Genomic DNA, 22,291 nt, shown 5'->3' with positions numbered 1-22,291 from the left:
TGATAAGTCACTGTTACCAGTAGAGTAGATAGATTCTGCACCTTATAATAAGCAATAGAAGATGCAAGATGTAAAGCTTGCCGGATAATAGGAGGGTTTTCAAATGAACCAGGAGGCTAGTATAACAGTACCTGCAAAACCTGTAAAACGAAGTATTCGTAAAAAGAACGATGGCCTTCGTCATATTTTGCAATATAAAGCGCTTTATCTTATGTTTATGCCAGGTGTTATATTTCTTCTCATTAACAATTACTTTCCGATGTTTGGTGTAATTATTGCTTTTAAAAACGTGAACTATACCGATGGAATTTTGCATAGTCCATGGGTGGGATGGACAAATTTCAAATTTTTATTCAGCACCTCAGATGCTTGGGTTATTACCCGCAATACACTGCTCTATAACGCATTGTTTATTTTGTTGAATCTTGTGTTCGGTGTCGGTCTTGCTATTTTGTTTAATGAAGTTAAAAGTCGAATTGCAGGAAAAATGTATCAGTCGATTATTTTCTTACCTTATTTCTTATCAATGGTCATTGTTAGTTATATCGTTCTTGCTTTCTTAGGGGTGGAAAATGGATTTATCAATAAATCGATCTTGACTCCACTAGGATTTGAAGCCATCGATTGGTACTCGGAAAACAAATACTGGCCGTATATACTTCCTCTTGTGAATACATGGAAAAGCATAGGTTATTTCTCACTCATTTATCTTGCTGCGATTATCGGTTTTGACAGTGATTACTATGAAGCTGCAACGATTGACGGGGCATCCAGGTGGCATCAAGTACGCTATATAACGATTCCGTTATTATATCCAATAATTATCATTACGACTTTGCTTGCTATCGGTAGAATTTTCTATTCGGATTTCGGGCTGTTCTTCCAAGTTCCATTAAATTCAGGATCGATTTTCCCAACGACTAACGTGATTGACACCTATGTGTATAGAACGTTCCAAACGAATGGTGATATCGGAATGTCTTCTGCTGCAGGGCTTTATCAAGCTGTTGTCGGGATGATTTTAGTATTAACGACTAACGTTCTCGTGAGAAAATTTAGCCGAGAGAACGCACTCTTTTAGAATAAGAAATCGGTAACTTTTAGGGGGATCAAAATGGCGAAATACAAAATATCGCAGTTATTGCTGCATCTGTTTTTTATCTGTTTATCCTTAGCTTGTCTACTTCCGGTACTTCTGGTCATTAGCATTTCTTTCTCGGATGAGAATACGGTGATTGCGAACGGTTTTAAATTCTACCCGGAGAAGTTCAGTCTGGATGCCTACAGTTTTCTTTATAATCAATTATCTCAAATTATTACGGCTTATGGGGTGACGATATTTGTAACCGTTGTAGGAACTTTGCTTAGCCTGCTGTTAATTGCACTTTATGCGTATCCCTTATCTAGAAGGGAACTCCGACATCGGAATAAATTTGCACTTTTCATATTTTTAACAATGATCTTTAACGGCGGTTTGGTTCCTTGGTATCTGGTATATGTGAATTTATTGCATCTTAAGGATTCGGTTTGGTCACTTATTATCCCTTTGTTTCTTCAGCCATTTTTTGTGATTATCATGCGGACATTTTTTCAAACGACCATTCCTGAATCTATCATTGAATCCGCAACCATTGACGGTGCGAGTGAAGTGAAGATATTTTATAAAATTATCCTTCCCTTATCACTACCGGTGCTCGCAACAATCGGATTATTTAATACTTTGAACTACTGGAATGACTGGTTTCTCAGCTTGATCTTTATCACGAAAGGCAACGGAATAAGTTTGCAATATTTAATGTATAAAACGCTGCTTAATATTCAATATTTAACTACGAATGAGAATGCTGCCAACCAATTATCGAAAATGGGTGCTGTAGTTAATCTCCCTTCGCAAACACTGCGGATGGCAATGGCAGTAGTGGGTATTGGACCTATCATATTCGCTTATCCTTTCTTCCAAAAATATTTTGTTAAAGGATTGACCATCGGTGCTGTGAAAGGCTAATTCCGGATAACTCCGGTTAGTATATATAAAAAAATTGGGAGGGTTTACTAGTGAAAAAGAATTTAGGTTCTATAAGTTTGGTTTCTTTGTTAGCACTTAGTATGGTAGCCGCGGGTTGTGGGAAGGAAAGCACGACTTCTACGCCAGCGCCGGCAGCATCTGCCGCTGCAACAGCAACAGCAAAAGCAAATGAACCAACGGCTGAAATACAGCTTATGTTTCCTGGAACCCCACAGAAAGATGTTGCATTGGTTGAAGCCGAGGCTAACAAATACTTAAAAGATAAACTGAACGTTACCCTCAAAATTAACGCAGTTGATTGGGGACAATGGGATAATAAATTAAACTTGATGATCGCCTCAGGTGAACCGTCCGATATTGTTTTCACAGCTGCATGGCAAAGATATGCAATCAATGTAGCAAAGGGCGCTTTCCTAGATCTTGGACCGCTAGTTGATAAAAATGCTCCTGAACTTAAGAAAGAGCTTGATCCTGCTTTCTTTGATGGTTCCAAAATTAATGGTAAAAACTACGGAATTCCAACAAACAAGGAACTGGCTGCAACACGCGGCGTTGTCTACCGTCAAGATTTGGTCGATAAATATCAATTAGATGTTTCTAAAGTAAAAACATGGGCTGATTTAGAACCGTTGTTAAAAGTGATTAAAGAAAAAGAGCCTGCGATTACTCCTTTCTTTATGACGGCTACAAGTAATGGTGTTTTTGACGGCTTGGATTGGGATGCTTTGGGCGATGGAGCTATTCCGGGCGTGATTAGTAAAACGGATAAGTCCACGAAAGTTCTGAATCAATTGGAGACTCCTCAATATGTAGACATTATGAAGCTTACTCGTTCGTGGTTTAAGGCGGGTTATGTGAATAAAGATGCGGCTACAAGTACGGTAACCGTTGCCGATCAAGCAAAAGCAGGAAAAGTATTTATGTGGGCTGAAGGTCTGAAGCCAGGTAAAGCTGCCGAAATGGAAGGTTATGTCGGCTTTAAGCTTGGACAAATCGATTTGACAGTACCTACGATTACGACAGGCGATGCTTCCGGCGCGATGTTGGCCATTTCAAAATCATCTAAAAATCCTGATAAAGCAATGAAAGTAATTGGACTTTTACACAGCGATAAATACTTGAACAACTTAATCAACTTTGGTATCGAAGGTAAACATTATGTCAAAAAATCAGACAATATCATTGATGCAGCGCCTGGAATAGATCCTAAAAATCATCCTTATAACCCAGGTGCGCAATGGGAACTTGGTAACCAATTCTTGAACTACCTAATGTCTAATGAAAATCCGAAGAAATGGGATTTATTTAAAGAGTTTAATGCCAAAGGCGTTAAATCTCCTGGTCTAGGATTCTCATTTGATGCGGAACCGGTAAAAACCGAAATCGCTGCTGTAACTAACGTAAGCAAGCAATACGAAGCAGCAATAAGAACAGGTTCAGTCGATCCAGATGAAAAAATTGCCGAGTATTTGGCGAAACAAAAAGCAGCCGGCGTCGATAAGATTATTGCAGAAAAACAAAAACAATTCGATGCTTTCTTGGCAACAAACAAAAAATAATTTGATAAAATGTAAAGACGGCTGGATTTAGCGGCCGTTCTTTTTCTATGTAGAAGGAGCTAGGTTTAAATGAACCTAAGCTCCTTATTTTTTGGTATTATGCCACATGTTTCATGATTACCAAGCGTAAGTCATAGTTACGATTACAAGCAAAATGAACAATACGAGAACAGCAGCAGCGGAAGTATATCCACCGCCATATCCAGCACCAGCACCAGCAGCAACACCCATTTATGTCACCCCCCATCTCAAGGAATGCTCTCTGTGAAGGAGAGACAATATTATCGTATGGGGAGAGCTTATAAATTGATTGGGTTTTTAGCCTAAAAGAAATTGAAACAAGCGCTTTTAGGCGAGCGCCTTTTTTTCCAAAAATACTTCAAGAATCTGAACATGAGGTGGCAGCCCTCCATATGGTAGAAAAGAGAATGATTTGCCATTGTGGAGGTGTAAGTGCTATCGAGTACTTAGATATGTTAGCCAAATTAGGAGTGGGCAATGCGCATCCCGGGGGTTTCGGAGAAACGATTGAGCAATTGAAGAAGTATCCCATTGAGAAAGGGAAGCGTGTGCTTGAGGTCGGATGCGGGACTGGAAGAACGGCATGTTTCCTGGCCGAGCAAGGATGCGAAGTAACAGCGATCGATATTCGTCCGGAAATGATTGCGAAAGCGAACATAAGAGCTGAGAAGCAGGGGGTACAGGTGGAATTCATGGTTGGGGATGTATGCCAATTACCCTTTGAAGATCATACTTTTGATGTTGTGTTAGTGGAGTCAGTGACGAATTTTGCAGATGCTCAGAAAGCAGTATCTGAGTATTATAGGGTGCTTAAATCTGAAGGTAAGCTTTATGATCGAGAAGTCATCCGAATCAAAGAGATGTCACCAGGAGTTCATAGGGCCTTGTGCAGCTTCTATGGGGTAAATAAAATATATAGTATGGATGAATGGCGGCAGCTGTTAGAAAAGAGCAGGTTTGACCCCGTGGACTTCTCAGGGGTACATCCTTTTCCGCTAACGATGTTCGAAGATCAAGTTCAACATCCAGATCCTGTTCACTTGTCTGATAAGCAATCGTTTATGGATCCACGCATTTGGCAAATCACTGCAAAATACGATGAGCTCGTCAATAAATATCATCCATATATGGGCTATACCCTCATGATTGGATCGAAGGAATAAGGGGAAGACAAGGAAGGATTTTGGCTTCCCAATGGCGAAATATATGAGAAAGATTATCATTGGGGGCTGCTTCTTTGAACGTAGATGTTATAACGGAACGAATTCCGAATCGTAAGGCCAAAGAAATCTATGAGCGAATTTGTCGTCAAACAACAGTTTCCAAAACGGAGTTGTTAGAGCAAAGTGGGATGACAGTATCTACGTTGACGCGGCTTTTGGAGGAACTGACGGTTCAAGGACTTATCCTTGAATCTGGTTTCGGTGCTTCAACAGGTGGGCGTAGGCCGATTCTGTATGAAAAGAATCCGGCCTATGCTTATGTATTTGGTTTGGAAATATCCAGAACATTGTCCAAGCTCGTTCTTGTTGATCTGGGAATGAAGAAATTGGACGCTAAGAGCTGGACGATGACGGCTGAGATGACGCCGGATGTGCTGATTCGTCTTATCGTGGAAGAAGTAAAAAGGATAATAGCCGCACACCACATAAATTCTTCATCAGTGCTGGGAATAGGGATTGGTGCCGTTGGTCCTGTAGATCGCTTGTCAGGTACCATCTTAGAGCCGTCTTATTTTCCAGCAAAAGGATGGAGAAATGTTGAGATCTGCAGGCAGCTAACAGGGGAGCTAGGTATTCCTGCACTGCTGGATAATGGAGCTAACACGGCCATCCTAGCGGAATCATGGCATCAACGTACGCAGAGCTTTAGGCATCTGCTCTATATTCATGCTGGAATTGGTTTGCGCTCCTCCATGGTTTCGGAAGGAAAGGTTATTTATGGTGCCGTCGATATGGAAGGCTCTGTAGGTCAAATGATTATTCAAACGGATGGTGTTCCCCATCGGAATACGTCAGGCAATTATGGAGCATTGGAGTCGTATGCTTCTTTGTATGCCATCGAGAAGGCGGCTCGATCTGCATTAAAGCAGGGGCGATCCACGGTGTTGTCCCATTTGGTTGATGACCCCGAGCAGGTCACATACCTGCATGTATTGGAGGCGCTCAAAAAAAATGATCCCCTTGTTGTGGAGATCATCACGGAGGCTGCCACCTATTTTGGCATTGGACTAGCTAACTTGCTAAATATATTACACCCCGAAAAGGTAATCTTAGGGGGGCCGTTAATTGCGGGAGGGGAGTTATTTTTCCAAACCGCTACGCAGGTAGCGATTCGGAAGACCTACTACTACCCCGCTTATCAAGTTGTCTTCAGCAAAGGGCAGCTTGGTGAGGAAGCTTTAGCGATTGGTGCAGCCGTGATGGTCATGGACCAGCTGGTTAGGCTTTAATGCCCTTCAGAAAATCAATCAGCAGCGCATTAAATGCTTCCGGTTTTTCCATTGGCGTCAAATGTGAGGCAGCTGGTATGACATGATAGCTGGCGCCTGTAATCTGGTCGGCCATTTTCTTCATGACATCCGGAGGTGCGATCGGGTCTTGTTCACCGGCGATAACTAGAGTTGGTACCGAGATAGACCTAAGCAGGTCGACGGAGTCCTCGCGGAATGCCATGGCAAGACAAGCATGGACAAGTCCCTCTGCTGGCATCGATTCCATCACCATACTCAAGGTATCGACGAGCTTAGGATGTTCTTGCTTTGATGGTTCGGTAATAAGTTTAGGCAGCATAGCATCTCTTGCCACCACGGACCCTTTTTCATATAGCGAGACGGCCATGTTTAAACGATTCTTACGAGCCTCTTGTCCATCTGCTTCAGGACGAGTATTAGCCAATATAAGACCTGTGAAACGTTTTGGAGCTTTGCGTAGAAGTGCAAACGCCACATAACCTCCCATGGAGAAGCCGCCAAGTGCGGCTTTTTCTATGCCCATTTTATCCATTAAAGTTAAAATGTCATTGGCATATTGGTTTATCGATATATTCGATACGGGTACATCAGACTTGCCCATGCCACGTAAATCTGGTGTAATGACGCGATAGTTCCCTGACAAAGCATCTATCTGCGATTGCCACATGCGATGATCCAATGGAAAGCCGTGCAATAAAATAACCGGTGCTCCATGCCCTTTTTCTTCGACGAACTGTTCGGCTCCGTTAATATGATGTTTCATAGTCCTTCACTCTCCATTAGATAAGTTTACCATGCATAAAGTCCTAATTTGTCACCCAATCGTAGTTCAAAGGGCATAAAATAGGGAAAATTATCGAAAAAGTTATGTCTTCATACTTTCATTATGGTTAACTCATACTTCTTTAACATTTCGTTGGTATTCTCTTATTATACCTTTTGTTAGTAACCATTAATAGGCAAAACGAAACATTCATTTTACGAAGTGGGGTTATTCTAATGACTAAAAAACCTTGGTCCACACAGGAATTGGACAAGTTGATTCGCCTTTCCTCTGAGTGTCCTCCAGTTGTAATTGCCAGAGAACTATCTCGTCCTGTAACTTCTGTACGCAAAAAAATGCGCGAAATTGGAGTAAGTTATGTAACCGGGGAGCAATGGAAAAAAAGTCAAATTCAGTACCTCATTTCGGATGAGGGCACGACGTATAAAAATAAACATAACCTTACACAAGCGACTAAAGAAAATGAATTCGAATCTCCTGTTCTAGATGAATTCTGGACAACACTCGTGAAAATGGCCAGAGTCGCGAAAAAGAGGGGGAAAAGAGTTGATGTCCTCTCGTTTATCGATACATACCGCAAAATTCGTATTGGCGGATAACTATATAGGTAATTATTCATAAAAGGTGAAATCCGATATAACGAGATTTTACCTTTTTCTTTTGTCCAAATACCCCTAAACTGAGAAGACCAATAACATCTAGGAGGTTATATGCACAGGATCCCTTTGTTTTCATTGATTAGCAAGTATGATACAGCGATATGGGTTCGAGTCGTTGGGACGATTCTAACTTCATTAGCTGGATTTATGATGAGACCCTATTTGGTTTATTATTTGTATGACAAGCTTGATGGTTCTATTTTCTTATCCATGTTGATTATCGGATTGCAGCCGTTATGCGGAATTTTCGTGAATCTGTATGCAGGCAGCTTGAGCGATCGTTATGGACGGAAGCCGATGATGCTGGCTGCTCTCATTATTCAAGCCTTTGCCATTGGCGGTTATATGTTTGCCAGTCACGTTTGGGAATTCGCTGTCATTTCGATCATTAACGGCATTGGCCATGCTATGTTTGGACCAGCTGCCAATGCACAGATTGCGGATGTTGTCCCACAGGAGAAACGAGCCGAAGTATTTGCTCTGCTCCACACAGCATTAAATATGGGTTCAGCATTTGGACCGCTGCTTGGACTGCTTTTATTCACCTGGAATCCAACAATTATATTCTTGACTTGCGCGATAGCTCTCTTTGCTTACGCAGGGTTGGTCGTCTTGAAGGTTCCAGAGACATTGCCTATGAAGAGCGCCGCGGAGCAGGAATTGTCTAAGACAAAGCCAAAAATCAGATGGCGGGATCATAAGCCGCTCCTTTGGATAACACTTCTAGCGATGCCGGTATCGTTGTTATATGCACAGGTGGAGTCAACGTTCCCACTGCATTTGCAGCAGAATTTTGAGAATTATAAGACTGTTTTTGCTGCGATTATTACCTTCAATGGCTGTATTGTTATTGCACTGCAAATATGGATCGCAAAGCGTACAGAGCACGTTTCGGCCTATTTGGTAGTCGCTGCATCCTATCTGTTGTTTGCCATTGTGTCACTAGGTTATGGATTTGTTCCTTTCTTCGCTATACTACTTGTTGTTGAATTTTTATTTACCATTGGTGAAATGTTGAATGGTCCCCACATTCAGAAGGTGATCTCCGTTATAGCGCCAGAGGAGCATAGAGGTTGGTATTTCTCCGTGTTCGGTATGAATTGGCAGCTATCGCGCGCCATTGGGCCTATTCTGGGTGGCTTGTTATTCAGTCACTATGGCGGGAAGATGATGTTCGCTGTTTTAGCTGCCATCATTCTCATAGCCGGTATTGCTCAGACGCGATATATTCGAAGGCTTAATCACAAAAAAGAGGAGCCTATTATAGAGGCTGCTTTGCAAACGTAAAGGAATGAAGCTCCCCGCAATTTGGGGAGCTTTAATACTTTTGTAATACATACGTAAGCTTCATTTCAATGCTCTGCGGTATAATAGAATGAATGCTTGAGGAGGTATGCCGTATGGGTTCACTCGTTCTCGTGGTGGATGATGAAACGAATATTATTGATGTGTGCACCGTCTATTTGCAAAGAGAGGGGTACCAGGTTGTTTCGGCGGTGAGTGGCGACGAAGCCATCCGCTTATGGCGGCTCCACAGCCCGCAGCTGATTGTTCTTGACCTCATGATGCCGGGTAAGAACGGCTGGCAAGTGTGCGAAGAAATTCGCAACGAGCAGGATGTGCCCATCATCATGTTGACGGCTCGAGGCGATGAAATGGATCGCCTTATGGGGTTAACAATGGGGGCAGACGACTACTTGACGAAGCCATTTTCGCCGCGCGAGCTGGTGCTGCGAGCGAAAGCGATTTTGCGTAGACAGCAGCGCGGCCAAGCGGAAGCGCTTAACGGGGCAGGCACTGTGCCACCTGCGCATATCATGAAGTTTCCGGGGCTCGAGGTTAATGTGCTGCACCGGAGTGTTAGGGTGAACGGGAAGGAAATCGAGCTTACCGTGAAGGAATTTGAGCTGCTGCACCTGTTTGCGGGACACCCGGAGCAAGTATTTTCACGCAATCAGCTGCTGAGTAAAGTGTGGGATATCGATTATTACGGCGATACAACAACAGTTACTGTCCACATTCGCCGACTGCGAGAGAAGATTGAGCCAAATCCTTCTCAGCCGCGATACATTAAGACCGTATGGGGTATTGGCTATAAATTTGAGGGTAGGGAGCCATCATGAAGCTTCGTGTTTATTTGCTCATTGCGAGTGGGGTGAGCACGAGTATTATTTTGCTATCCTTGTTTATATGCTATCAATATATGTTATTGAGATGGAAAGACGTCATCCTGTTGACGACGGTAACTCTTGGCGCAGCGGGTGTGTCGATGCTCATACATTACTTCATGACGCGACCCCTGGAGAAAGCCATCCATGCGATTACAGAGGAAACGACTCGCATTTCGGAAGGGCAATTTGAGGGACAAGTGCCTCAGATTGGACCTGCTGAGTTCCAAAGACTGGCAGACCAGTTCAATCGAATGACGGGCAAGCTGAATGAAAGCTTTCAGAAATTGCGAACAGCTGAGGCATCCCGTAAAGAACTCGTAGCGAATGTTTCACACGATTTGAGGACCCCAATGGCATCTATTCAAGCATTCGTTGAAGCTTTGCAGGATGATGTCATTCAAGATAAAGAAACGTTTGCGCGGTATCTACAAACCATCCGCCTTGAAACAGGACGATTAAACGGACTTATTCAAGAATTATTCAAGTTATCACAACTGGATGCGGGAGGAACAGAATTTGTTCCTGAACGGTATCATGTCGATCATTTGCTGCTAGACGGCTTGCAAAGCTTGGCTTTTCAGTTGGAGGATAAACAGCTGCAAGTCGACGTCGACTTGCCTGATCGATTGCCTCAGGTGGCTATCATGCCCCAGGAAATGAAGCGGGTCCTTTCCAATATTTTGGATAATGCCATACGGCATTCTCCTGTTGGTGGGACAATTGAAATTAAAGTTGAACAGATCTCTGAGCAGTATGTGCAGCTTTATATTCAGGATCATGGTCAAGGGATCGATGAAGAGGATAGAAGTAAGGTATTCGATCGCTTCTATCGTGCCGATCCGTCAAGAACTCGAGCAAGCGGCGGAGCGGGCCTCGGACTTGCGATTGCCAAATCGATTGTTCATCTGCATGGAGGAACGATTGGCGTTGATAGCCATGTAGGTGATAAAGGGAATGGCAGCCGATTCTGGTTTACGCTGCCGATATATTAGTGGGGTATGGTTGAAAGAGGATACAAGAGATAGAGCATTTTTGAAAAGGACCGCAAGTAGAGCGTTATTAGACCTCAAGTAGTCTATAAAACAGGAAAACCGCATATAAACCGCATATAAACCGCATATAGATGCAAGTGAAACGCATATGGACCGCAAGAGGGATTTTCCTTCCTTGTGGTTTTTTTCGCGGGTGGGGTATTCTTTTGGTTCTAGGCGAGAGGGAGAGGCGGGGAAGATTAGGATGCCTGTATGATTGCTTTTTTCTGCTTGTAAGCCGTTAAGTTGTACGGCGTACAACAATTTCCTTGGATACTAACTTCTTAGCCAGAGATGTTGTATGTTGTACAACAATTCTGGCTTAATTCATACTAACCGGCCACTTTGGCTTTATAGAATTGTTGTATTTTATCAACCTGTCGAAAAAGTACCTTATAGTATCATCATCAAATTAACGCGGTAATGTAGTATAATATAAGGAATAAAAAGAGAAAGCGGTGGTCGTATTGTTGCATAGCGATAAGGAAAATCCTCAGATGAGTTACGAAATGGTTTATCTGGATGAACTGGTACCAGATAACCATCTCGTTCGCTTGCTTCAGCGACATATTGACTTCTCTTTTATCACGGATAAAGTAAAGGATTACTATCATCCGACTCACGGGCGACCATCCATTGACCCAATTCGATTGTTTAAAATGATGCTGATCGGCTATCTATTTGGTGTTCGCTCGGAGCGGCAGCTAGAGCAGGATATCATAGTCAACAACGCCTATCGCTGGTTCCTCGGTCTTTCACTAAGAGATCCTGTTCCGCATCACAGCACCATTAGTTGGAACCGGCACCACCGCTTTCCGGGCAGTGTGTTTCAAGATGTGTTCGATGAAGTTGTTCGACTGGCAATTTCCCATCGTATGGTTGCAGGAAGACTGCTTGTAACAGACTCCACTCACATGCAGGCGAGTGCGAATATAAACAAGTACACGATGCAAGAACTCGCCAAAGCGCCCTCTGCTTATCTAGAAGAGCTGGAGCAGGCGGTAAATGAAGAACGCAAGAAACATGGGCAAAAAGAACTGGCACCGGACTCATCCGAACGGCCAAAGGAACGTCACATAGTAAGCAAAACGGATCCGGACAGTGGTTATATGAAACGTAAAGGAAAACCAGAAGGTTTCTTTTATTTGGAGCATCGGACGGTTGATGCTAAATTCAACATCATCACGGATTCGTTTGTCACCCCTGGAAATGTGAACGATTCTACGGTTTACATTGACCGATTACAGCGCCAGCAAGAAACGTTTGGCTGGCAGGAAAACATTGAAGCCGTCATACTAGATTCCGGATACAAGGGTGCGTACGTGTGCAAGAAATTAGAAGAGATGAGCATCATGGGTGTGATTGCGCCGCGTAAAATACCCGCTCGTAAAGGAATTTTTTCTAAAGAACAATTTACCTATGACGCTGACAAAGATGTCTATCGCTGTCCTGCAAACCAGGAGATGATCTATTACACGACGAAGCGAACAGGGGAGAAGATATATCACACAGAGGGGGAAACATGCAAGAACTGCCCACTCTTTGGCCAATGTACAGCTTCAGAAGAACGTCGCGAAATGGGACGACACGTATGGGAAGTGTACAAGGAACATGTGACCGCACACACACAAAGCGAGGTCGGCCGACAACTTTATGCTAAACGCAAGGAAACCATTGAGCGAAGTTTCGCAGAGTCCAAAGAACTCTACGGGCTTCGCCGTTGCCGGTTCCGGGGACGAAAAGGTGTGCAAGAGCAGACCTTGATGACAAGTGTCGCGCAGAACCTCAAACGAATAGCCAGGTACCTGGCTAGGCTAGGAGGGTGTATTTGTGCTGCCCCTTTTCGAACAAGATGCTCTGGATGAAACACCTTCGTTCCCTTTTGCAGCCAGTTCACATCTGATGAAAGCGCTTTTTTAGACGGTCTGATTTTATGCAACAATCGCAGAGATAACGCTTGATTTGATTGATTATTGTGGTACTTAATACAACTTTGCTTGTTAGTCCTGGGTACCGTTTGTAAGAGAGGGGATTTATCATCGTGACTTAGGTCACCAATGGGTCATGACCTTGCTCACCTTACAATCCTTTTGCGACAGGCTAGAATGAAGGTAAGAAGGAAGAAGAAGGATGGCAGAGCTGGAGGCAAGGAAGATGAGGGAACTGAGGGGCTAGAATGAGGCAAGGAGGATGAAGAAAGCGAGAGGGTAGAATTAAGCGAGAAGGAAGGCGGAGGTAGGAGGCTGGGATGTTGAAGGAAGATTAAGGTAATGAAGGGCTAGCATGAGTCAAGGAGGATGGAGGAAGTGAGAGGTGACCTAGAATTAGGCGAAACGGAAGAACAAGGGTACGATAGGCTGGAATGAAGACAAGAGCTAAGAAGAAGTAAAAGTAAGTAGAAGAAAATAAGAGTAAGGAAGAGTAAGGATGAGTAAGGAAGAGTAAGTAGAAGAAAGTAAGAGCAAGTAGAAGAAAGTAAGAGTAAAGAGAAGAAAGAAAGAAAGAAAGAAAAAAAAAGAGTATTAAATAGTGAGGAACGAACGAGAGGTTAGTATTATGTTAAATGGGAGATGAAGATGTGGGTGGGAATGTTGTTGTTCTTACAAGTTTTAGGGGCTGTATTGTTTCTGGGTAATATTGTCACCGCTGCTTTTTGGAAGGTTCGTGCTCATTATGGGAAGCAAGATCTAATGACCATTCATTTGACGGTTAAAAATATTATGTTAGCAGACTATGTGTTCACTGTGCCAGGAATTCTGCTGCTTCTGATTCCGGGGCATATGATGGCCTTTCAATTAGGTTATTCTCTTGGAGAATGGAATTGGGTGACGGCATCATTAGTTTTATTCTCGCTGTCAGGGGTATTGTGGTTGGCTATTTTACTGCCTCTGCAAAGAAGAATGATCCGTTATAGTGAAGAATCACTGCGGTTAGGGGAGCAAACGGCAGCGTATCGGCAGGTATCGAGGAAATGGGATATCTACGGGACAATAGGTACAATTTTGCCTCTGATTTCGCTAATTTTAATGATTTGGAAGCCTGGCATGTAATGGTGCAGGGCTTTTTTTGTTAGTCTATAAGTATTTAATTAGGTAGTCTATTATGTATAATTAGCCCCCATCGCCACGATGTAAGTGGAGTTTGTGGATTTCTTTAGGTTGATAACAATGAGAATATTAGCGAATTTGTAAGCTTTTTTTAATATTTATACGTTATGATAGGAATAACGTAAAGATCGTAAATGAATGAAGGTGGTGAGGGTATGGATTCAAAAAGAGGTTGGCTGAAGCAATCTTTTGGGAAGCGATTGAATGCTATTCATAGCTGGAATGCGTGGATTTTGTTACTGCTAACTGTGACGGGCATCATGCTGAGTATAGGTGCGATTAGGGGAGATCTAGGGAGCTTCCGTGTGACGATCAAGCAGCTTCACATTTACTTGGGTGTCGCATCGATTCTGCTCATCGCGCTTTACGCGCCGATGATTCGAAAGCATTGGCACCAGATTCGCGCGCGCCGCAATCAACGCGCGAATCTGGTGTTCGTCCTGGCGCTCCTGATCGGCTGGGCCGGATCAGGGGTGATCTTGTGGCAGTTCCGCAATCTGCCACCGGCTTTGAACAACTCGGCACTCTTCGTGCATGACCTGCTCACCTGGGTCGGAGTGCCGTATGCCTTGTATCACGCCATCTCGCGCAGCAGATGGCTCAAGCGCCAGCAGCGGCTCGATCAAGCCGCTACCACGGCAAGACCGCCCGCCGCGCAGGCGGTCCAAACCCCAGCCGCCGCCAGCGCTATCGCAGCGGCGCCGAACCCAGCCCCCGTGGCGGCAGAGGACGCCAAGGCTAGGCGCACAGCAGCGCAGGCGGTCATCGCCGCGCTGAAGGAGTCGCCGATCACACGCGCATCGTTCCTGCGGATAGCCGCAGGACTGCTGCTCGTGATCGCGATCGGTCCCGCCTTTTACCGCTGGGTGAAAGGCGCATTCGATACCGGCGGCTCTACGACCGCCGAATATATCGCAACCGACGGCAACCGGATGCTTCCGCCGCCGACGCCACTACCGGACTCCGCTGCTGTTGTAGGCGGAGGAGCACAAGGGAATTTCCGTATATACACGGTGACGGAAATTCCGGCTTTTTCCTCGGATACGTGGAAATTCGCGATATCCGGTCTGGTTGATAACCCCAGTGCATGGAGCTGGGAAGAGTTCTTGAAGCTGAAGCGGACTGTGCAGGTTAGTGATTTCCACTGTGTGACCGGCTGGTCCGTTTACAAATGTACATGGGAGGGCATCCCGCTTAAGCAGTTATTAGCTGCTGCTGGTGTTCAAGCCACAGGGAAATATGTGAAGTTTTATTCAGGCGACAAGGTATATACAGATGCGTTGTCCCTAAGCCAGGCAAACGGGGATGATATTATGGTCGCTGTGCTCATGGACGGTAAGCCCATTCCACAAAAATTAGGAGGCCCAGTACGACTAATCGTTCCTCAAATGTATGCCTACAAATCCGTCAAATGGCTTCAAGGGATCGAGCTCATCGAGAAGGAGCACATGGGCTACTGGGAAGTAAGAGGCTACGATAACGATGCATGGGTAGATAGATCAAAGGCGTGATTTACTTGTACCTACGTAAGCTGGCAACTGACTTTCCAGGAGGTTTTTGGTATAGTGAATACTAAGAAACTTGCTCGGAAATGAGGAGGATTGCGATGGAAATCGTATCGGTTAACATTGGTTTACCACAAACAATCGTTTATCAAGGGAAAGAGCTGGTCACGGGTATTTATAAATATCCGGTCAGCTCATCTTTGTATATATCGAAGACACAGTTGGATGGAGATGGGCAAGCGGATTTAACGGTGCATGGCGGAGCTGACAAAGCGCTATGTGTGTACCCGGAAGAGCATTACGCACACTGGGAGCAAGTGCTGGGTCAGAAGATGGAAGCAGGTGCGTTCGGTGAGAATCTAACGGTACGCGGTCTGCTCGAAGATCAGGTCTGCATTGGTGACACCTACGCCATTGGTGACGTAATCGTTCAGGTGTCGCAGCCTCGTCAACCTTGTCATAAACTAGCGAAACGTTTGGATTGGGTGGACGCCGTCCTCCAAGTCCAGGAAACCGGCTATACTGGTTATTATTTGAGGGTACTTACAGAAGGCGTGATTTCTAAGAACTCTCGAGTGAGACTTATCTCCAAAGATGAAGCGGGTGTGACTGTCGCCTATGCCAACCAAATCAAGTATCACGAAAAAACGAATATAGAAGCTGCACAGCATATTGCAGCCTTACAAGCATTATCGGCAAGTTGGAAACAATCCTTCCTTAAACGGTTAGCGGAGCTTGCAGTATGATCACTGGCGTTATTCTTGCCGGGGGGCTTAATCGCCGTATGGGAGGAAGGTTAAAGGCGCTTCTCCCCGTGCAAGGACAGCCCTTGCTTCATAAGCAGTTGAAGGAAATGTCGAGCATCTGCAAGCAAGTCATTGTCGTAACCAATGAACCTGAGGTTTTGCTGCCTCACTTGTCTTCGGTTCCCGATATTGACGTACAATGTATCACTGACGAATATGTACAAAAAGGGCCCTTAAGCGGCATCCATGCCGCCTCTCTGATCGCATCAGAGCAGCATCTGTGGATTGTGGGCTGTGATATGCCTTTTATTTCTGCCGAAGCGGCAAAGGCAATGGTGATTTTATGCCAAGAAGCTAATTTGGATGCTGTTATCCCTGTGTTGGACGGTCGCGTTCATCCACTCCATGGCATATATTCAAGATTGGTTGGTTCCGAAGCCGAGGTGTTATTGGAACAAAAGCAGTATCGTTTAATGGCGCTGCTCGATGATATGAATTGGAAGCCTGTAGAGAATGATTTCTTTGAACAGCAAAATATCCCTACCCATTTCGTAACTAATGTGAATACTCCGGAAGAATACGAGCAAATGTTAGCTAATCTACCATAGAAGTTGTTTTTCCAGATAGTTCTCGATAAGTAATCTAGGATTTTGTTATAATTTATGCCATAATGTACATAGAGAGAAGGTGAACTCCTATGCCGAAGCTGCTTATGGATCGATTCGGACGGATGCACGATTACTTGCGAATTTCTGTTACAGATCGTTGTAATCTGCGATGTGTATACTGCATGCCTGAAGAAGGAATGGAATTTGAACCGGATGAAAAGCTGTTAACTTTCGAGGAAATTACGGAAGTTGTCCGTGTGCTGGCAGGACTTGGTGTTCGTAAGCTGAGATTAACCGGTGGTGAGCCCCTTGTGCGCAAAAACTTGGAGCAATTGATCGGTATGCTTTCTCAAATTCCTGGCATTGAAGATATTGCCCTGACTACGAATGGGATTTACTTTGCCTCGAGGGCTGAAAAGCTTCGTGCAGCAGGGTTAACCCGTGTTAATATTAGCTTGGATTCTTTGAAAGCGGATCGGTTCTCTTTGATAACTAGAGGCGGGGATATTCATCGTGTACTGGCTAGCATTGAAGAAGCTTACCGCGTGGGCATCACCCCGATTAAGCTCAATGTGGTCTTGATGAAAGGCATTAATGATGACGAAATTGAAGACTTTTTGCAAATGACGATTGACCGTCCTATTCAGGTTAGGTTCATCGAATATATGCCAATTGGTCATCAAGACGAAGATTGGAAAAGCCGCTATTTATCCCTGACCACGGTTTTAGATCGCTGTAAATCGAAGGGGTGGAATGCGTCTGCCTCGGACGCGGTTTATGGAAATGGTCCCTCTCAGAACTTTCGAATTGATGGAGCGTTAGGCTCATTTGGCCTCATACATCCGATTAGCGATCACTTCTGTGAGACCTGCAATCGTCTGCGACTAACAGCGGATGGCAATGTGAAGCCATGTCTATACTGGTCGGATGAATTTAATGTGCGAAAATATATCGGAGATGACTCTGCGATGGAAGATTTGTTCTTCCGCGCTTTGGATATCAAACCACAAAATCATGAGATGGCCCAGGCACTAATGAATGAAGAGCAGTCCCATACACCAACACTTCGCCGGATGTCGCAAATTGGCGGTTAAGCTTAGGAGGAACAGACGCTAGTGAGCAGTGATAGTAAGCTTAAGTTTGGGCGCAAAGTGATTTCGGTTGAGGAAGCCCGAAGCCTACTTTTCGAATATGTTAAACACACACCAATAGAATCCGTTCCGCTATCTTCCGCTTTCGGTAGAAGGCTGGCCGTGGACATAGTTGCCGATCATCCGGTGCCCCATTTTCGCAGATCAGGTGTTGATGGGTATGCCGTATGTTCAAAAGATATTGAACAGGCCACACCAGATGCTCCTGTTGTTTTGCGGGTGATAGAGCGAATTCCTAGCGGAACGGTTCCTCAGCTAACCATCCAATCTGGTATGGCTGCTCGTATTATGACGGGAGCCCCTGTACCTGGTGGTGCGGATGCTGTCGTTATGCTGGAGATGACGGATTCCCTTGAAGATGCGGGAACAAGCTCCTATCATGTGAGTATCAAAAAAAACATAACCGCTGCAAGCAATATAACCCCAATAGCCGGTGAAATCGGTTTAGGGGATATATTACTTCAGCAAGGTACACGGATTGGGCCTGGCGAAGCGGCGATTTTGGCCACTTTCGGCTACTCGGATGTATCCGTATATCGACAGCCGAAGGTCGCCATTTTCTCAACAGGTTCTGAGTTGCTGAATGTGGCAGAAGCGCTAAAGCCGGGACGAATTCGCAACAGTAACAGCTACATGCTGGCGGCGCAGGTGGAAGCTGCTGGTGGATCTGCGGTTATCATGCAGGCGCTTTCGGATGATGTGACAGAGGTGGAAGCGGCGCTGCAGGAAACTTTCCCAAAAGTCGACTTAGTCCTCACATCCGGCGGTGTTTCCGTTGGTGATTACGACGTTCTTGTTGATGTCTTTGAACGATTTGAGGGCAAGCTGTTGTTCAACAAAGTAGCCATGCGGCCGGGCACTCCAACGAGTGCGGCTCTATGGAACAATAAATTGCTGTTAGCTTTGTCCGGTAATCCGGGCGCCTCATTCGTCGGGTTTGAGCTGTTTGCCAAACCGCTGATTAAAGCGATGGCAGGGTGTCACTCACCTTATCCGGAAGCGATCACGGCTCAGTTGGATGTTGATTATAATAAAGGCTCTGCTTATCCGCGTTATGTCAGAGGAACGACTCATGTGGACAACGGTTGTTTGAAGGTTAAGCCATCAGGTATTGATAAGTCCAGTATTATGGTTTCTATCAAAGATGCGGATTGTTTGATTTACTTACCTGCCGGAGGTAAGGGGTTCTTAAAAGACGAACGCGTAATTATTTATCCTATACAATAAAGATGGCCTACCTATCGCTGAACTTCCGGTAAGAAGTCATTGATGGTAGGCCATTTTATACTAGATCAATGTGTGAGGCAATTCACTCCATTAGTAGAACGTGGCAAGGATGATGACAAGTAAAACATACAGGACAAGAACGACTCCTACTGAACTTCCGTATCCTGGAGTTCCACAATCAGCTGCATATGACATAGTATCCCCTCCGGTGTATATTTTGTAGGATGTATCCCTATACAACAGCATATGACCGGGGGGCATTCGTTGATTGGACATTTGCCCTACACGCCACTACTTTGGTTAAAGTGATATACCAGTCAGCATCATTAACACGAAATATCGTCATCGACTTGCTGCGCAAAAAGCAAAATCGTACCTCGGGTCAAACAGCTGAGACTGAATAGTTAAACCGCATTCCAGATACAGGCAAGAGCACCGATAACGGTACAGGCGGGTTATATTACACATTTAATCCGAATAATTATGATACGATTGCCATTACGTTAGAGCCCGATGCTCATGGTGTTACGCCCCGAGGAAAGCCAGTTCTAACAGCAACTTTGTTAAAAGCTCATCTATTCTAAATGAGGTGATTTGAGATGAATGAAATTCGTACTTTACGACAAGAGGAGCTTCTGGAGAGCTTTTCTCTATCTGAATTTGCTTTTCAATATGAGCTTACCGCAGAGGAAAAGGCAGAGCGGATAGCCTCTACAGATCCTAATCAAGTGTGGGGCTATTTCGTTGACGGCGCTATGGCTGCAAAGCTCACGGTACTTAACTTCCGGACTTGGTTAAATGGGAAGAGCTTTGCGATGGGCGGTATAGCGGGCGTAGCAACATGGCCTGAGTACCGTCGTAATGGAATGGTTGGACAGCTTCTGGTTCAAGCGCTTAAAGCGATGAGAGAGCAGGGGCAGACCATTTCCTTTCTCGCGCCGTTTAAGTTTGAATTTTATCGTAAATATGGCTGGGAAACATACGTGGATTATTTGAAATATGAAATCCCTGTAGATAAGCTTCCCAAGTTCCAAGCCGCTGAGGGCAGTTCGATCTTACGTGTAGCCAAAAGCGGAGAAATCCTGAATCCAATCTACGCTAAGTTTGCAAAAGCATACAACGGCATGATGGAGCGAGATGAGGACTGGTGGAATAATCGCTATTTGAAATTTAAAAAGGGCACAGCTGCCGTCTACAAGAACGCTCAAGGGGAACAGCGGGGTTATGTATTTTACCAGGTAAAGGACACGGTAGCGACCATCCATGAGTTGGTTTTCCTTGACGAGGAAGCAAGACGTGGCATATGGAAGTTCATTGCTGATCATGATTCGATGATAACCAAGGTGGAAGTGAATGCACCAGTAGATGACCAACTTCCGTTTCTAGTGCATGATCCAAAGTTCAAACAAGAAAAGATTACTTATTTCTCGGCAAGAATTGTAGATGTAGAAGCTTTTCTGACGCAGTATGTGTATGAAGCTCGCGATGGGGCGGAATCCATATATCTACACATTACAGACAAGCATGCGGATTGGAACCAAGGCATTTATCGGTTACAGTTCACAGACAATGGGAAAGCGGCCACCGTAGCGAAGTTATCTGAAGATGAAATACCTTCAGGGGACCAACTACTTAGCTGTAACATACAGACGTTGACGGCTTTGTTCATGGGTTATCAGAAAGCCGGATTCATGGCCCGAATCGAGCGTCTTCAAGGGACTGATGAACTTATTAGCCGGTTGGAAGATGCCATTCCGCGACGGACTACTTATTTAGCGGATTTCTTTTAAAGATAAAAACAGACGGTACCTTTGGTAAAACCATAGGGCCGTTTTCAGTTATGGGACCATTTCGAGTATTTCTCTGTCCATTAACACCGAATAAAGTGACTTGATCAAGGGTACCTTAATGGAAATCATTAACAGGAGGGTGTGCCCTTGTATCATTTGTATACTCATAATGATCTGGATGGAGTAGGTTGCGGTATAATAGCTCGATTAACATTTGGTGAAAAGGTAGAAATTCGATATAACTCTGTCGGAGGGTTAAATTTACAAGTAAAACGCTTTTTAGAAAAATCAAGAAAAAAGAACTATTTGTTTATCACCGACTTATCCGTGGATGAAACGAATGAACTAGGACTAAACGAGTTTGCGAAATCGGGTGGAAAAGTAAAACTTATTGATCATCATAAAACCTCGCTTCATTTAAACAAATATTCGTGGGGAATGGTTCAGATTGCGTATGAAAATGGAAAACTTGCTTCTGCAACTTCTCTATTTTATGAGTATCTGATCCAGAACGGATTGTTGAAGCCAATGAAGGGATTAGATGAATTCGTCGAATTGGTCCGTCAGTATGATACCTGGGAATGGGAACAGAATGACTATATCAAGGCTAAGCGATTAAACGATCTCTTTTATTTAATTTCCATTGAAGAATTTGAGGAAAAAATGGTGGCTCGCATTCAGCAAAGCGAGAACTTTGCATTCGATCCCTTTGAAGAAAAAATTTTGGATATGGAAGAAGAAAAAATTGAACGCTATGTGCGCAGAAAAAAGAGGGAAATCATCCACTCCCGAATCGATGATCATCATGTAGGCATCGTTCATGCGGAATCCTATCATTCTGAACTTGGAAACGCTCTAGGCAAAGAAAATCCTCATCTGGATTACATCGCAATCATGAATATGGGCGGTAAAAAGATAAGCTTTCGAACGATTCACGATCACATCGATGTCTCGGAAATTGCGGGTCTTTATGGAGGAGGAGGCCATGCTAAAGCTTCCGGTTGCTCTATGACAGAAGAAGCCTATCAGTGGTACGTAGCGAAGCCATTCCCGATGGAACCCATTCGCGCGGATGCGAATAAAAATACATTTAACATGAAAAATTCTGTTTATGGATCACTTTATGAGAATAGAAATGAACAACAAGTGTTTATTTTTCCTTCGGGAGACAGATGGGAAGTCGATGTGGATGGGGTCGAATCCAACCAACATTTTTCTACTTTCGAAGAGGCAGAGCGTTATGTCAAAAGGGATTATGCCGCTTGGTTAGTTCGGGACGAAACGTATGTTGCATTCCTAATGGAGCATATGGCGGCAAGAAAAACAAAAAACCTCGAAGGTAGTTCAGTCATATAAAGAGCAACGCTAGTTTCAGATAACTGGGATAAAATGCAAGTCACCTTCTCATACTAACTATGAGACAATGGAGGTGA

Annotated in this window: 21 protein-coding genes; 18 read left to right on the top strand and 3 right to left on the bottom strand. The window is 44.4% G+C overall.

Going from position 1 to position 22,291, the window contains the following annotated elements:
• The first annotated feature begins 103 nt into the window (after nucleotides 1-103).
• The 3 genes from QFZ80_RS27510 to QFZ80_RS27500 are packed head-to-tail and all read left to right on the top strand — an operon-like array spanning nucleotide 104 to nucleotide 3,585.
• Nucleotides 104-1,081, top strand: a complete 978-nt coding sequence (locus QFZ80_RS27510) for an ABC transporter permease (RefSeq protein WP_307552751.1) — start codon at nucleotides 104-106, stop codon at nucleotides 1,079-1,081.
• A 33-nt stretch (nucleotides 1,082-1,114) separates the two neighbouring features.
• On the top strand, nucleotides 1,115-2,005 hold the full coding sequence (locus QFZ80_RS27505; protein WP_307552752.1) for a carbohydrate ABC transporter permease: 891 nt from the start codon (nucleotides 1,115-1,117) through the stop codon (nucleotides 2,003-2,005).
• A 50-nt stretch (nucleotides 2,006-2,055) separates the two neighbouring features.
• Entirely contained in the window at nucleotides 2,056-3,585 is a 1,530-nt protein-coding gene (locus QFZ80_RS27500) for an ABC transporter substrate-binding protein (protein WP_307562017.1), read from the top strand.
• A gap of 117 nt (nucleotides 3,586-3,702) precedes the next feature.
• Here the strand turns inward: QFZ80_RS27500 and QFZ80_RS27495 are convergent, their stop codons facing one another.
• Nucleotides 3,703-3,816 carry a YjcZ family sporulation protein gene (locus QFZ80_RS27495; protein WP_307552756.1) on the bottom strand — a complete coding sequence of 38 codons (114 nt, stop codon included), beginning with the start codon at nucleotides 3,814-3,816 and terminating at the stop codon, nucleotides 3,703-3,705.
• Nucleotides 3,817-3,998: 182 nt separating this feature from the next.
• Here QFZ80_RS27495 and QFZ80_RS27490 point away from each other — a divergent pair, with 182 nt between their 5' ends.
• Nucleotides 3,999-4,769, top strand: a complete 771-nt coding sequence (locus QFZ80_RS27490) for a class I SAM-dependent methyltransferase (protein WP_307552757.1) — start codon at nucleotides 3,999-4,001, stop codon at nucleotides 4,767-4,769.
• 74 nt (nucleotides 4,770-4,843) lie between these two features.
• Nucleotides 4,844-6,058 carry an ROK family protein gene (locus QFZ80_RS27485; protein WP_307552758.1) on the top strand — a complete coding sequence of 405 codons (1,215 nt, stop codon included), beginning with the start codon at nucleotides 4,844-4,846 and terminating at the stop codon, nucleotides 6,056-6,058.
• On the opposite strand, the gene QFZ80_RS27480 is transcribed toward QFZ80_RS27485, so the two are convergent.
• Nucleotides 6,048-6,842: an alpha/beta fold hydrolase gene (locus tag QFZ80_RS27480; protein WP_307552759.1), complete on the bottom strand. Its 795-nt coding sequence runs from the start codon at nucleotides 6,840-6,842 to the stop codon at nucleotides 6,048-6,050. The two genes, QFZ80_RS27485 and QFZ80_RS27480, sit on opposite strands and share 11 nt — an antisense overlap.
• A gap of 236 nt (nucleotides 6,843-7,078) precedes the next feature.
• On the opposite strand from QFZ80_RS27480, the gene QFZ80_RS27475 reads away from it, so the two are divergent.
• From QFZ80_RS27475 to QFZ80_RS27425, 11 genes are all read left to right on the top strand, one after another.
• Entirely contained in the window at nucleotides 7,079-7,462 is a 384-nt protein-coding gene (locus QFZ80_RS27475; protein WP_307552760.1) for a hypothetical protein, read from the top strand.
• Nucleotides 7,463-7,573: 111 nt separating this feature from the next.
• Entirely contained in the window at nucleotides 7,574-8,809 is a 1,236-nt protein-coding gene (locus tag QFZ80_RS27470) for an MDR family MFS transporter (protein ID WP_307552762.1), read from the top strand.
• A 113-nt stretch (nucleotides 8,810-8,922) separates the two neighbouring features.
• A complete protein-coding gene (locus QFZ80_RS27465; RefSeq protein WP_307562015.1) occupies nucleotides 8,923-9,645 on the top strand; it encodes a response regulator transcription factor in 723 nt (240 codons plus the stop codon).
• Entirely contained in the window at nucleotides 9,642-10,685 is a 1,044-nt protein-coding gene (locus QFZ80_RS27460) for a sensor histidine kinase (RefSeq protein WP_307562013.1), read from the top strand. Before QFZ80_RS27465 ends, QFZ80_RS27460 begins: the two co-directional genes overlap by 4 nt.
• Before the next feature lie 506 nt (nucleotides 10,686-11,191).
• Complete coding sequence (locus tag QFZ80_RS27455) at nucleotides 11,192-12,589, top strand: IS1182 family transposase (RefSeq protein WP_307564255.1); 1,398 nt, start codon at nucleotides 11,192-11,194, stop codon at nucleotides 12,587-12,589.
• A gap of 723 nt (nucleotides 12,590-13,312) precedes the next feature.
• Nucleotides 13,313-13,774, top strand: coding sequence for a DUF2269 family protein (locus QFZ80_RS27450; protein WP_307564252.1), 462 nt, complete (start codon nucleotides 13,313-13,315; stop codon nucleotides 13,772-13,774).
• Nucleotides 13,775-13,986: 212 nt separating this feature from the next.
• A complete protein-coding gene (locus QFZ80_RS27445) occupies nucleotides 13,987-15,342 on the top strand; it encodes a molybdopterin-dependent oxidoreductase (RefSeq protein WP_307562011.1) in 1,356 nt (451 codons plus the stop codon).
• Between the two features lie 95 nt (nucleotides 15,343-15,437).
• Entirely contained in the window at nucleotides 15,438-16,082 is a 645-nt protein-coding gene (locus QFZ80_RS27440) for an MOSC domain-containing protein (RefSeq protein ID WP_307562008.1), read from the top strand.
• Nucleotides 16,079-16,690 (top strand): molybdenum cofactor guanylyltransferase, encoded by a 612-nt coding sequence (gene mobA / locus QFZ80_RS27435; RefSeq protein WP_307552769.1) that lies wholly within the window; start codon nucleotides 16,079-16,081, stop codon nucleotides 16,688-16,690. The genes QFZ80_RS27440 and mobA overlap by 4 nt, the downstream gene beginning before the upstream one ends.
• A gap of 89 nt (nucleotides 16,691-16,779) precedes the next feature.
• Nucleotides 16,780-17,784: a GTP 3',8-cyclase MoaA gene (gene moaA / locus QFZ80_RS27430; RefSeq protein ID WP_307552770.1), complete on the top strand. Its 1,005-nt coding sequence runs from the start codon at nucleotides 16,780-16,782 to the stop codon at nucleotides 17,782-17,784.
• 21 nt (nucleotides 17,785-17,805) lie between these two features.
• Nucleotides 17,806-19,068: a molybdopterin molybdotransferase MoeA gene (locus QFZ80_RS27425; RefSeq protein ID WP_307552771.1), complete on the top strand. Its 1,263-nt coding sequence runs from the start codon at nucleotides 17,806-17,808 to the stop codon at nucleotides 19,066-19,068.
• A gap of 90 nt (nucleotides 19,069-19,158) precedes the next feature.
• Here QFZ80_RS27425 and QFZ80_RS27420 read toward each other — a convergent pair whose 3' ends face one another.
• Nucleotides 19,159-19,263, bottom strand: coding sequence for a YjcZ family sporulation protein (locus QFZ80_RS27420; protein ID WP_307552772.1), 105 nt, complete (start codon nucleotides 19,261-19,263; stop codon nucleotides 19,159-19,161).
• Between the two features lie 404 nt (nucleotides 19,264-19,667).
• Here QFZ80_RS27420 and QFZ80_RS27415 point away from each other — a divergent pair, with 404 nt between their 5' ends.
• Both QFZ80_RS27415 and QFZ80_RS27410 read left to right on the top strand, forming a co-directional pair.
• On the top strand, nucleotides 19,668-20,858 hold the full coding sequence (locus QFZ80_RS27415) for a GNAT family N-acetyltransferase (RefSeq protein WP_307552773.1): 1,191 nt from the start codon (nucleotides 19,668-19,670) through the stop codon (nucleotides 20,856-20,858).
• 147 nt (nucleotides 20,859-21,005) lie between these two features.
• Entirely contained in the window at nucleotides 21,006-22,214 is a 1,209-nt protein-coding gene (locus tag QFZ80_RS27410) for a DHH family phosphoesterase (protein ID WP_307552774.1), read from the top strand.
• The last annotated feature ends 77 nt before the right edge of the window (nucleotides 22,215-22,291 follow it).

The organism is Paenibacillus sp. V4I7, from assembly GCF_030817275.1.
Taxonomy (GTDB): domain Bacteria; phylum Bacillota; class Bacilli; order Paenibacillales; family NBRC-103111; genus Paenibacillus_E.
The sequence above is the reverse complement of the archived record's forward strand: the minus strand, read 5'-3'. Positions and strand labels throughout refer to the sequence as shown.

Coding starts and splice junctions, on each gene's coding strand:
- mobA (WP_307552769.1), top strand. CDS start 16,079: ATGATCACTGGCGTTATTCTTGCCGGGGGGCTTAATCGCCGTATGGGA.
- QFZ80_RS27420 (WP_307552772.1), bottom strand. CDS start 19,263: ATGTCATATGCAGCTGATTGTGGAACTCCAGGATACGGAAGTTCAGTA.
- QFZ80_RS27440 (WP_307562008.1), top strand. CDS start 15,438: ATGGAAATCGTATCGGTTAACATTGGTTTACCACAAACAATCGTTTAT.
- QFZ80_RS27495 (WP_307552756.1), bottom strand. CDS start 3,816: ATGGGTGTTGCTGCTGGTGCTGGTGCTGGATATGGCGGTGGATATACT.
- QFZ80_RS27470 (WP_307552762.1), top strand. CDS start 7,574: ATGCACAGGATCCCTTTGTTTTCATTGATTAGCAAGTATGATACAGCG.
- QFZ80_RS27490 (WP_307552757.1), top strand. CDS start 3,999: ATGGTAGAAAAGAGAATGATTTGCCATTGTGGAGGTGTAAGTGCTATC.
- QFZ80_RS27445 (WP_307562011.1), top strand. CDS start 13,987: ATGGATTCAAAAAGAGGTTGGCTGAAGCAATCTTTTGGGAAGCGATTG.
- QFZ80_RS27475 (WP_307552760.1), top strand. CDS start 7,079: ATGACTAAAAAACCTTGGTCCACACAGGAATTGGACAAGTTGATTCGC.
- QFZ80_RS27510 (WP_307552751.1), top strand. CDS start 104: ATGAACCAGGAGGCTAGTATAACAGTACCTGCAAAACCTGTAAAACGA.
- QFZ80_RS27415 (WP_307552773.1), top strand. CDS start 19,668: ATGAATGAAATTCGTACTTTACGACAAGAGGAGCTTCTGGAGAGCTTT.
- QFZ80_RS27450 (WP_307564252.1), top strand. CDS start 13,313: ATGTTGTTGTTCTTACAAGTTTTAGGGGCTGTATTGTTTCTGGGTAAT.
- QFZ80_RS27460 (WP_307562013.1), top strand. CDS start 9,642: ATGAAGCTTCGTGTTTATTTGCTCATTGCGAGTGGGGTGAGCACGAGT.
- QFZ80_RS27480 (WP_307552759.1), bottom strand. CDS start 6,842: ATGAAACATCATATTAACGGAGCCGAACAGTTCGTCGAAGAAAAAGGG.
- QFZ80_RS27505 (WP_307552752.1), top strand. CDS start 1,115: ATGGCGAAATACAAAATATCGCAGTTATTGCTGCATCTGTTTTTTATC.
- QFZ80_RS27465 (WP_307562015.1), top strand. CDS start 8,923: ATGGGTTCACTCGTTCTCGTGGTGGATGATGAAACGAATATTATTGAT.
- moaA (WP_307552770.1), top strand. CDS start 16,780: ATGCCGAAGCTGCTTATGGATCGATTCGGACGGATGCACGATTACTTG.